Source organism: Pedobacter riviphilus, assembly GCF_014692875.1.
GTDB lineage: Bacteria > Bacteroidota > Bacteroidia > Sphingobacteriales > Sphingobacteriaceae > Pedobacter > Pedobacter riviphilus.
In genome coordinates this window covers 2218730-2230857 of sequence record NZ_CP061171.1, presented here as the reverse complement: position 1 = coordinate 2230857, position 12128 = coordinate 2218730, and the positions used below count along the sequence as shown (strand labels likewise).

The following is a 12128-nucleotide window of genomic DNA, read 5'->3' as shown; positions in this document are numbered from 1 at the left end:
TTAACAAACACATAAAAAAACATAACATGAAAAAGGCAATTTTAACAATAGCAATTGCAGTAATGGGATTTACCGCTGCATTTGCTCAAGACACTACAAAGCGGGTAAGACGGGCAATGCCTAAAATGACTGCAGAACAAAGAGCAGAAAAGGTAACTGCAAGATTAGAGAAACGGTTAAGCTTAACCGCTGATCAAAAAAACAAAATTTATGCCATTGAATTGGAAAACGCAAAGAAAATGGAGGCTTGGAGATCTGCTGATCAGGGTGATATGAAAGGCAAAATGAAAGAACGTAAAGCAGCTATTGATGAGCAAAAAGCTAAAATAGATGGTATTTTAACTGCTGAGCAAAAAACTAAAATGGATGCCTTTCGTGCCGAAGCTAAAGAAAAAGGTGAGAAAATGAGAAAAGGATTAGGTAGCAGAGGTAAAAAAGACAAAGCACCTGTAGTCTCTAATCCTCCTGCACAAGGATAAATAGGACAAACATTAATTAATTATATTTTTGAAAGCGTTCCGATTATTCGAGACGCTTTTTTTACTTTTGAGCGATGAGCAAAATTGAACAGTTTATTGGTGATAGACTTCAGGAACGAAAAGATAAGCTTTCGATCAGAAATTTATCAACGAACATCCCTCCTTTTGATTTTTGCTCTAATGATTATTTAGGTTTTGCCAGATCTGGCGAATTAAAAAAAATGATCGATGATGCCCTGGCAGCACTGCCTAATTACCTGAATGGAGCTGGTGGTTCGCGACTGTTAAGCGGAAATACCAAATTTACTGAAGAAACCGAACAGTTTATTGCCGATTTTCATCTGGCTGAAAGCGGATTAATCTTTAACTCCGGTTATGATGCCAATGTTGGGCTACTATCTAGCGTGCCACAACGTGGCGACACGATTATCGCCGACGAATTGATTCACGCGAGTATTATAGATGGCTGTAGATTAAGCCATGCTACACGTTATAAATTTCATCATAACGATATTAATGATCTTGAAACCAAACTAAAACTGACAAAAGGAAACATATTTGTAGTGGTAGAAAGTGTTTATTCTATGGATGGAGATATTGCGCCTTTAATAGCGGTATCGAATCTCTGCGAGCGCTACAAGGCCAACCTGATTGTAGATGAAGCCCATGCTACAGGCATTTTTGGCACAAATGGCCAAGGATTAATCAATCAACTCAACCTAACTGATCGGGTATTCGCACGCATTGTAACTTTCGGAAAAGCCATAGGCGTACACGGAGCCATTGTTTTAGGAAGCAAAAACTTAAGGCATTATCTTATTAATTTTGCAAGATCATTCATTTACACCACAGCTGCCCCCATTCATAATCTTGTTGCAGTTAGGTCGGCATATCAATACTTAAATAAAATTGATCATCAGCTGGTTCACCAAAAAATTGCGTTGTTTAGAAAAACGTTAAAAGAACAAAGCATTAACGCACTCGATAGCAAAAGCACCATTCAGGGTATTTTGTTTTCATCAAATGAAGCAACCAAACTTGCCGCTGCTAACTTGCAAAGCAAAGGTTTTGATGTACGGGCAATATTAAGCCCAACAGTTGCGCTAGGCAAAGAAAGGCTCAGGATCTGCCTTCATGCCTTTAATACCGACGAGGAGATTATCTCGTTGGTTAATCATCTTAAAGAATTACATTAAATGACTAAATATTTTATTACGGGTATTGGAACAGGTATTGGAAAAACATTGATCAGTGCCATTTTAACAGAAAAATTAAAGGCTGATTACTGGAAACCGATCCAATCGGGAGATTTAGATACAAGTGATAGTATCACAATAAATAGTTTAATTAGCAACACACAAACGGTTATCCACCCAGAAAGCTATAGGTTAACGCAGCCCCTTTCGCCGCATTTATCGGCGAGATTAGATGGGATTGAGATTGATCTGAACAAAATCAATACGCCTTTAACAAATAACAATTTAATTATTGAAGGGGCTGGCGGTTTAATGGTACCCTTAAACAAAAAAGAACTGATTATCGATCTGATCAAAAAGCTGGAGGTTGAAGTAATACTGGTTTCACAAAATTATTTAGGAAGCATTAACCACACATTATTGTCAGTCAACCTGCTTAAACAGTACGAAATTCCTGTTAAAGGAATCATTTTTAATGGCGATGAGAATGCAGAAACGGAAAGGTTTATTCTTCAATATAGCAAAATAAAAAAGCTAGGTAGTATACCTAGCTTAAAAAATATTGATAAGGAAAAGGTGAAGGCTGCTGGCCAGAATCTTTTCATTTAATCACTTCAGAGAAGTCAATTTTTTAAAATTTGACATCTATCTAAATCATATTATTTCTCGGTTAAATAACCAGACTTTTTAAGAAGGTCGGCCCAAACCTGGTATCCGGCAGGAATAAGATGTAAACCATCTTTGGTAAGCTCTGCTTTTAAATGTTTGTCCAGATCGGTAAAATTTGGATACAGATCGATAACCGTTACATTTTTAGCATCAAATTTTCTGATTTCATCGTTTAACCAAAGAATGTGTTCATCTTTACCATAATGGTTTTTAAACTTTTCGAAGGCCGCATTAACAGGCAAAAGTGTATTAAAATATATTTTTGTTTTCTTCGACCCTTTTCTGATTCTGGCAATCATTGTTTTATAATTCCTTAAGATCACGCTATCTGGAATATTCCTGGAAATATCGTTTATACCAATCAGGATGAACACTTTTGCAGGTTTACCATCAATTACGTCCTGCAAACGCTCTAAAACGCCAAAAGTAATATCGCCAGAGATCCCTCTGTTTTTTGCTTGTGGAAGATCTAAAAGTTTAGCCCAATCTGTTCCGGCAGTAATGCTGTTACCTAAAAAAACAATATCTTTTTTAGATTTTGGATCAGCTTTAAATTTAGCCACCTGCTCAACATATTTCCCCGGGCGATAGGTGCTGTCCCATTTAACCACCTGAGCCGAAGCTGTTGCGAAGCTTATGGTAAATACAACAGCAGTTACGAATAACTTATTTAAAAGTGCCTTCATTTTCTATTTTTTTACAAAGTCGAAAATACTATTTTGCCTGAACTAAAATATCAGGGTAATCAGAAATAATACCATCAACATTTAAGGTTTTTAATTTCTGAATATCAGCTAAAGTATTGGCGGTCCAAGGAATGATTTTTACGCCATCAGCATGTGCCTTTTTTACGAACTCTTCGTTCACCATTTGCCAAACCGGACTCAAAATAAAAGGCTTATAGCCTAAATCGGCAATATTTTCTTCATATGTTTTTTTATTGGCAACCAAAAAGGAAGTTTTCATTTTTGGGTATTTCTCATGGATGATCTGAATCGTACGTTTATCGAAAGATTGAATCACCACAAAATCAGTAACCTTTTTCTTTATGATGACGTCCATCAAAAGTTTGACAAATTCTTCAGGTTTAGGATTGGTAATTCCATCACCACTTTCGCTGCATTTAGTTTCAATATTGTAGAAAAACTGTTTGCGTTTATTGGTTTTAATATCGCGTTGAACAGCATCAATTAAATCAGCAAGTAAAGGTAAATACGTCTTTTCCTTCTTTTGCTGAGGAAAAAGATCGTAATATTTGGTACCCAAATCGAACTGCTTAATTTCATCGTAATTCATGCCGAAAATCGGATATTTCTTGGCATCTGTTACCGGAATGTCTTTCCCTTCTGGGGTAAGCATAAATGCCGGACTCAGATAATCGTCGTGTGTTACCACGACTTTACCATCTTTAGAAATGTGGGTATCCATTTCCAAAGTGGTAATTCCTTCTATTTTCATGGCGTTTAACATAGCCAAAATAGTATTTTCGGGCATAAGCCCTCTTCCACCACGATGTGCTTCTGCACTAAATACAGGGAATTTAACGTCCTGAGCATTCGATTTTACTACAAATGCGGATAAAAGAATCAAAATTGCTGTTTTTTTAAGTTTCATATCCAAAAGAGGGATTTTATGGTGGCGTTGAACGTTAACATCCAACGCTATTAATTAATCTACAAGATAATGGTATCAAGTGTTACCAATTAACGCGGTTAATTAAATCTATATTAAATTTATAACCAGAGTCATCTGAAAGCATTATTAGGCTTCTATTTCTGCTTCAAATTTTTCTCCAAAACGATCAGTTGCTATTACCTTCACTTTTTTAACTGAAGGCTCAAAATGTGCCAAAAATAAATGATCTGTAGAGATCGGTTCAACAAATGGCCTAGGGTTTGGCAATTTATCACCTTTATATAATTTAACTGATAAAGGATCAAATCCATCCTGGGTTGTCAAAGTACCCATCGCTTTTCCATCCAAAAAATATTCTACTTTCCATTCAGGATCATAATTCCACACATTGGCTATCAATCTTTTCTGATTGGTTAGGGTATCTACGTAAATGCTCAACTGTTTTTTACGGTCTTCGCCAGTTGATTTGTAGAACCATTTTAAATCTGTTCCGTTCACTTCATAAACACCATAACCACGCGGTGTGCCGTCGCCACAGATTGGTCCTGTCCACCAACCACCGCATACTGTACCATGATTATGCTCGTAAATACCATTTTTAATTACGTTTTTATTAAAATGGGTGTGACCAGACATAATATGTACGTTTTTGAAATCCTTTAAAACAGCATAAAAATCATCATTGTTTTTTACCGAATTGTGTACCGGAATATGTAGGCATATAATTAATAAAGCATCTTTAGGTACCAATTCTAAATCTTTGGCCAGCCATTCTAACTGTGTTGAGGTAATGTATCCATCATAAGTTCTTTCTACACCTAAATAGCGTACGTCGTCTAAAACCACATAGTGGGCCTTTCCCCTATTGAAAGAATAATAAGTTGGCCCATAATGTGCTTGAAAAGTACGGTCAGAGGTATCATCACCACCCAGCCTGTAATCCTGATCATGATTTCCTAATGCCTGGAAAAATGGAATTCCGATTTTAGCAATAGCCTCATCATATGCAGGAAAAAGATCAAAATTATCCCAAACTAAATCTCCAACACCGATTCCATGAACAGGTGTTTTCCCCATTGCTTTTACTACTTCTCTTGTATCAGGAACCGAAGTTTCCATCATTTGCTGAACATCCTTTTTATTCCTCACCTGAGGATCTGCCCAAATGATAAAATTATGTTTGTTATCATTTTGTTTTAGGGGTTTAAGATCGAAATTCAACTTACCGGCCGTATCTGGTTTATAATAATGGCGCGCAATACTGCTGTCGGTTTTAAACTCGTAACCCGAAGGCGTGCTGATCCAAACAAAACGGGCAAGCTCATGCAGTTTAATTTCATAGTTGCCATTTTTATCTGTCTGTACCACGCTGTAGCCATCAGAAATAACCACTCCGGCAACAGGTTTACCTTTGCTAGTTACCGTTCCGCTTACCAGGCCATCAACAGAAAAAAGCGATGAAGGAAAGGATTTTAAGCTAACAAATAAGGTGGTGGTTAATAAAGTTGATTTTTGTATAAATGATCTTCTGTTCATTTTTGCTGAGCACCTATTTTAACTAACAAAGGATAGCATACTACTATCCTTGTTATATTCATTTATTTTTAATTAATTCTTTAAAACAGTAACGCCTGCTCCGGTTTGCAAATCAGAAATAGTAGCAGTTGTAGACATTACAATATTTGTGAGTAATCTACCTTTTTCCCATCTTCCTGTACTTGTTATATATATACCACCAAGTTGGATAAAACCACCTCCACTTGTGCCGGTCTGCTCAACTTGAAAACCTAAGCGATTGGTATTGCTGCCAGCACCAAAGAAGTTTTGCTGTAAGCGAGAAGAAGGATTTATTGTAGTGTAATAATCTGTATTTGTAATTCTATAACCAAGTTCTGGTGGGCCTGCAACATATACATTTCCAGAATTTGGATTTCCTCCGCCATACATAATCACATCTACTGGCACTGTACTTGCATTAACTGTGGTACCTTCAAAAAGAGCTATACCTGCTACATTACCGCTATTTGCTAATAAATTTGTGTTTTTAGTTCCAAAGTTTGCGCCATCATTATTTGCATAATCTACTGCGGCCACCCAGTTTGCTGATGAAATATTTGTTGAGCCAAAACCCCATATCAATTTGCTGTAACCGCCAACATAAATAAAATCACCTTTTTTAGCAGTACCAGATGTAATGTTAATTTTATAGGTACGTACCCCACCAGTTGCCCATCCATTTGCAGGAGCCGGATTTGCAGAACCTGCATTATTAGTAGTAACTAAAGAGTATGGAGTAACTGAAAAATCGATATCTTTTGTTGCCAATAATTGTACATATTCATATGCTCCCTTTTGAGTTCCGCTAGTTACAGCTTCACTACCTCCGGGATTGGTTAAGTAGCCAGAAATAATTATTGGAGAAGGCTTTACTAATGGCAAGGCAAATACATCATTCGCATTACGCACCCATAAAGAAAGCTGGGGCTGGTTGTTTTGTGTTTTAAAATATGCAACTCCAGTAAAATTTGCAGCAGAAGGTAATTGATTACCAGAAAAATTGGCTGTAGCTTCGGTATGTAGTCTTGCTTTACCAAAACCGTCATTAATGGTTTTATCGCCAGAAAAAGTATCGCCCTGTACCGGCTCGGGTTCTACTACGGTATTACTTACGGTAACCAATGTGTTTTCGTACACTAAAGGTTGAGCTATTAAATTAGCAATATTTACAACTGGCACTTTAATGTTTTTACCAGAAGCAATTTTGTTAACTGCGGTGCTATTTACACCTTCAATTTGAAGCACACCATCTACACGCTTTAAAATCCCACCTTCTACTTTAATGTGCACCGAATCGCCTACTGTGTATTTAGCTGCATCTGCACCAATATTTATGGCTATCCCTCGTACCGAGTCAATACCATTACCAACAATTCTTGAGTTTTGAACAACTAATAAATTTTTTGGTGTATTCCCCGCCACAAAATCAGATATTACTACTCCTTTTATAGAGGAGGCACCTTTCATAACAGTTGTATTAAGTACCAAATCGGTTTCTTTATAAGATTTCTTTAAATCAAAATTAGAGATAAAAGGACTTATTGTACCTAATACAAATTCATCTTTTTGTTTATCACATCCTATGATTAATATACATGCAATAACAGCGAAAGCATTTATATATTTTAATGTATTTTTCATATTAATTTAGCTTAAAATTAAGGTTTTTGCCACCAAACTTGTGTACTGATTGCATCGGCACCTTGCGACGCTACCGCATTTTTATAATTGGTAGGATTTGCTGATTGAGTAACCACTGGATAAAATAACCGGGCAGGCATTATCCCATTGTTAAGCAAACCTAAACCTTTTGGCAAAATTGGGTATGCACTACGACGGTATTCGAACCATTGCTGAAAATCGACCAAAAACAATGCATAATATTTTTGTTGATGGATTAACAACATTTTACTCATTGTGTTAGGCGATGCGCTGTTTAATGGTAATGCATTATTCCATTCAATGTCAGCTGCATTAACATAAGCAGTTACTGCTGGATCGGTTGCACCGCCAGTCATTACCGTAGGTAACCAATAATTTATCGCATCTGCAATTCCTTTGTAATAATAAGTTTGGGCACTTCCACTTATCCATCCTTTGGCGGCTGCTTCTGCTAAAATAAAATCTACTTCGGCAGCATTCATAATTATCCCTGTATAAGGATCGGTTTGAAGAGATAAAACTGCATTATCACTTGCCGAATAAAAACTAGATTGTTTTGCAGGCTCGTTACCTGGTACATAACCACTTGGCACACCTGCATATCCATTAGTACCTGGCCTAATACGGAAACGATTAATACCACTTGTACCGTAAGATTGAAGAATGCGGGGGTCATTCCATACTACCAGATTATTTATGAAAAACTCACCAAGTGCAGGCACGTAAAAATCATTAACGCGTACATTTGCCATAAAGGGTGATGTAAGTAATGCATTGCTTACATTAGAACCTGTCCATTGTAATTTAGCTGTATGCTGATTATTGACCATGATTGGATAATTAGCAGAATTAACATCAACGATATCCTTTATTTTAGCAATAACAGTTGGTGAAACTTCGGCTTTGCCCGATACGCGAAGCAATAATCTTAAATACAGTGAATTACCTAATCTACGCCATTTACTTACATCTCCATAAAAAACAGGATCGCTGGTAACAACAATTGGTGTTCCATCTTTCAATAAATTATTAGCTTGTTCAAGTTTCTCAAACATTCCTAAATAAATATCTTTTTGCTTATCAAAAACCGGTTGGTAATTACCTTCTTTTCCTTTATTAGCTTCTGTAAAAGGTACATCGCCATAAGTATCTGTAAGTAAAGAATATATCCAAGATTGTATGATAAGAGAAATACCTTGATATGATTTATTTAATTTTTCTGGTTTACTCGCAATATTCTGAATATCAACAATATTGGTTAAATTTAAATACCAATTGTTCCATGTGTTATCAGCAGCGCTTCGTCTAATATCATATCTAAACGTTTTTCCTTCGGCATCGCCTAAATCAACAGTAACCTGCATTAACTCGTTATTAAAGTTACGGTTACGCAACATATTGGTCGACATTAGGTTTACTAATGTTGGCGCCAACAGCTGATCTGCATTTACTTCTGTTTTTCCAAGCGGATCGGTATTAACTTCATTAAAATCTTTTGTGCAAGAGAGTGTTGATAAACTCAATCCTGCCAGGATGATATATATAATAATGTTTTTATTCTTTCTCATAACTATAATTTTTATAAACCAACAACTAAACGCACTCCATAATTTCTTGTAGAGGGAAGTTGACCGGTTTCAAACCCTTGTTGAATATCTGAGCCAGCTAAAGTTCCAAACTCTGGATCGAATGCAGGCCAAGGTGACCAAATGAACAGATTACGACCGTAAGCACCTATTGTTAGTTTACTAAAGCCAATTCTGCTCAGGAATTTCTTATTAAAAGCATAAGTAATATTTGCTTCTCTGAATTTTAAATAATCTGTACTAAAAATACTTCCTTCTGCTTGGTTGTAATATAAAGAATTGTAATATCCCTCTATATCTGTAGCAATAATATCGTTTTTACGATAGGTACCTCCACCGTTATCTACAACTCCATCACCAATTATACCATTATATCTACCAGGTAAAGTAATTGTTGACTTACCCAATGAAGCCATACGGGCAAAAGTAAACGAGTGACCAACAGCACCTAATTGTGCATCGAATAAAACACTCATACTTACTTGTTGATAGGTTACACCAGTACCAAAACTAAACCTAAATTTAGGTAAAGTATTACCTAAATATTTTACTTCTGCAGTTGGTTTAGCATAGCCTGTTACTGCATCAAAAATTATCTGACCATCAGGAGAACGTAAAAAGCCAGTTCCATACAAATCTCCCATACTGCCGCCAACTGCCGCAACCACTTGCCCCGAGTTGCCAAAACCACCTGTACGCAAAATTACCGAGCTATCTGCTAATTCTTTAATTTCGTTACGGTTAGCGCTAAATGTACCATTCAATGTCCATGTAAATTTCTTAGTTTTTAATGGCGTAGCATTAACTGACATTTCTAAACCTTTGTTATTTACTCTACCAACATTAAAAATACCAATATCATAACCCGATGATTTATCGAGTACACGACTAAGTATTTGATTTTTTGTATTACCGCTATAAACGGCAACATCAAAATTTAACCTGTTTTTAAATAATTTCAAATCCAATCCCAATTCAATGGTTGTCGTCATTAATGGTTTTAAATCTGGATTTGGTAAAATCCTTGGGTTCGTCATTGCATTGCCAGGGTAAACACCATTGGCAGCTATTAAGTAGTTGTAAGCAGTACGATAAGGAGTTGTACTACCACTTCCTACTTGTGCATAAGATGCTCTTAACTTTGCAAAACTTATTGCTTTTGGCATTTCCCAAAAATCTGACGCTACAAAAGCTAAACTCGCCGATGGATAAGAAAAACCAACATTATCTTTTCTTGTTAAAGTAGCCAATGTACTGTTCCAATCCTGACGGATAGTTAAATCTAAAAATAAATAGTTTTTGTAAGCCAGCGATGTCATTGCATAAAGACTGTTAATTCTATAACGGGCGGTATCTGGCACATAAACCAATTTGTTAATGTTATTGGTTAAGCTATAATACCCGGGTATTTTTAAACCATCTGCACGGGTTTCTAACTTACTATATTCGTTACGCATTTGGCTACCTCCAACACTTGCTGATAAATTAAAATCTTTTGTTAGTTTTTTATCGTACTTCAACATAAAATCGGCATTAATTTCATACGATTTAATATCAGCTACACGATAAGATCCTTGTGCAAACATACCGCCTGATGAAGTATCCCAAGGGCGCATGGTTTCACGTCTATCTTTATTATAATCTCCAGATGCACGCACCATTAAACTCAATTCATCAGTAAATTTATAGGTAGCTTGTATATTTCCTAACCAGCCGTTACGTTTTTGTCCATTTAAATACTGTTCTGAAATAGCATAAGGGCCTTCCGGAAAAGAGGTTGTTAAATTTACAAACTGTTGTAGTTCTTTACCTGGAGCCCAATAATCCCGGTACCAATCTGGATTAATGTTAGGCTGTGCAAACATAAACCAATACATTAACGATTGATTGCCATAACCCGTGGCAGGCAAATTATCACTGTTCCTGTTACTATATTGTACTTTTAAATTTAAGCTTAATCTTTTGGTAATATTCGTATTCGCGTTTAGCGAAACATTTGTTCTTTCCATACCGGTATTCGGTACAATCCACTCATTATTACCGTGGCTTGCCGAGAAACGAAGACCTACTTTTTTAAGTGTTCCATCTAAACTAACCGAATTGGTAGATTCGAAACCTGTGATAAAAAAACCATCAACAGGGTCTCCATAGCCTACCCATGGTGTTTTGGTTAAGCCTTTTGCTTTAGTTGCAGGATCATATTGGAAAAACATATATCCATCAGCGAAAGCCGGGCCATAAGTTGAACTTGTATTACCTGTACCAAATTGATAACTTGTAGTACCGTCTGTACCGGCTCCAAATTCATTTTGTCTGGCAGGACCACGATTAACATCCTCCCAAGAGCTATTAGAAGTAAAAGAAATTCCTAACTTCTTTTTATTTTTATTAGCTGATTTAGTTGTAATCATAACCGCTCCATTGGCGCCTCGTTGCCCATAAAGTGCAGAAGCTGCGGGACCTTTTAACACCGTTACGCTCTCAATATCATCAGGATTTAAATCATTAATACCACTACCAAAATCTACCGGCATAATATCGCCCGATGTTCCGTATACTCCACCGCCCGTTGCTGCAGTACGCCTTGAGCTGCTACTTGCTACTACTCCATCAATCACAATAAGCGCCTCATTATCCCCGGTAAGATTGTTCTCGCCCCTTAAAATAATTTTATTAGAACCCGCGGGTCCACTGTTTCTAACAAGATTTAATCCGGCAACTTTTCCAGATAATGCGTCTGTCCAATTGCTTGATATTGCATCGGTGAGTTGTGTGCTATCAACCTTTGTTACGGCATAACCCAATGCTTTTTCTTCACGTTTTATTCCTAGTGCCGTAACTACCACTTCGCTTAACTGGCTGGTAGATGAAGCCAACCTTATTGTTGCATTGTTTTCGTTATTATTAAACGTTTTCCGCAAGGTTGTATACCCCACCATATTATATAAAACGGTTGTTCCTTTAGCAATAGTGATGATATAATTTCCTTTCTCGTTGGTTACCCCTAAAAATTTTTTATTGTTATCCGTTATCGTGGTTCCAATTAATATTTGTCCGTCCTGGTCATCTAACACAGTACCTTTAATTACAATATTTTGCGCTGGAGTTTGCGCAAAACTTTCGTTAATACAAATTAATTGTATCAGCATAACACAAACTAAAAAACTAAAGCGTTTTAGTTTGCCCTTAAAAAAAGTTCGACTTTTCGTTTGGTGATTATGAGGGCTACTTTGCTTTACATGCAGAACGCAATGATGCCACGAAACCTGTTGAGTAAAATTTTTGATCATAATTATTATAGTATATCCGGTTAGTAATGGGGTTCATATGTGCGATTTATTTTG

9 protein-coding genes are annotated in these 12128 nt (G+C 36.6%); 3 read left to right on the top strand and 6 right to left on the bottom strand.

Annotated elements, in window-relative coordinates:
• Window positions 1-26 precede the first annotated feature (26 nt).
• The 3 genes from H9N25_RS09055 to bioD all read left to right on the top strand — a co-directional run bounded on the left by H9N25_RS09055 (window position 27) and on the right by bioD (window position 2284).
• Window positions 27-479 (top strand): hypothetical protein, encoded by a 453-nt coding sequence (locus H9N25_RS09055; RefSeq protein ID WP_190328663.1) that lies wholly within the window; start codon window positions 27-29, stop codon window positions 477-479.
• A gap of 74 nt (window positions 480-553) precedes the next feature.
• Complete coding sequence (locus H9N25_RS09050) at window positions 554-1675, top strand: aminotransferase class I/II-fold pyridoxal phosphate-dependent enzyme (protein ID WP_190328662.1); 1122 nt, start codon at window positions 554-556, stop codon at window positions 1673-1675.
• On the top strand, window positions 1676-2284 hold the full coding sequence (gene bioD, locus H9N25_RS09045) for a dethiobiotin synthase (protein ID WP_190328661.1): 609 nt from the start codon (window positions 1676-1678) through the stop codon (window positions 2282-2284). It abuts the gene before it with no gap.
• Window positions 2285-2334: 50 nt separating this feature from the next.
• On the opposite strand, the gene H9N25_RS09040 is transcribed toward bioD, so the two are convergent.
• The 6 genes from H9N25_RS09040 to H9N25_RS09015 all read right to left on the bottom strand — a co-directional run bounded on the left by H9N25_RS09040 (window position 2335) and on the right by H9N25_RS09015 (window position 11933).
• On the bottom strand, window positions 2335-3030 hold the full coding sequence (locus H9N25_RS09040; RefSeq protein ID WP_190328660.1) for a GDSL-type esterase/lipase family protein: 696 nt from the start codon (window positions 3028-3030) through the stop codon (window positions 2335-2337).
• Window positions 3031-3058: 28 nt separating this feature from the next.
• Window positions 3059-3958 (bottom strand): glycerophosphodiester phosphodiesterase family protein, encoded by a 900-nt coding sequence (locus H9N25_RS09035; RefSeq protein ID WP_190328659.1) that lies wholly within the window; start codon window positions 3956-3958, stop codon window positions 3059-3061.
• A 147-nt stretch (window positions 3959-4105) separates the two neighbouring features.
• Window positions 4106-5515: a calcineurin-like phosphoesterase C-terminal domain-containing protein gene (locus H9N25_RS09030; protein WP_190328658.1), complete on the bottom strand. Its 1410-nt coding sequence runs from the start codon at window positions 5513-5515 to the stop codon at window positions 4106-4108.
• Between the two features lie 72 nt (window positions 5516-5587).
• A complete protein-coding gene (locus tag H9N25_RS09025; protein ID WP_190328657.1) occupies window positions 5588-7177 on the bottom strand; it encodes a DUF5689 domain-containing protein in 1590 nt (529 codons plus the stop codon).
• A 17-nt stretch (window positions 7178-7194) separates the two neighbouring features.
• A complete protein-coding gene (locus tag H9N25_RS09020) occupies window positions 7195-8766 on the bottom strand; it encodes a SusD/RagB family nutrient-binding outer membrane lipoprotein (protein ID WP_169502238.1) in 1572 nt (523 codons plus the stop codon).
• Between the two features lie 11 nt (window positions 8767-8777).
• Window positions 8778-11933: a SusC/RagA family TonB-linked outer membrane protein gene (locus H9N25_RS09015; protein WP_190328656.1), complete on the bottom strand. Its 3156-nt coding sequence runs from the start codon at window positions 11931-11933 to the stop codon at window positions 8778-8780.
• Window positions 11934-12128: the final 195 nt, after the last annotated feature.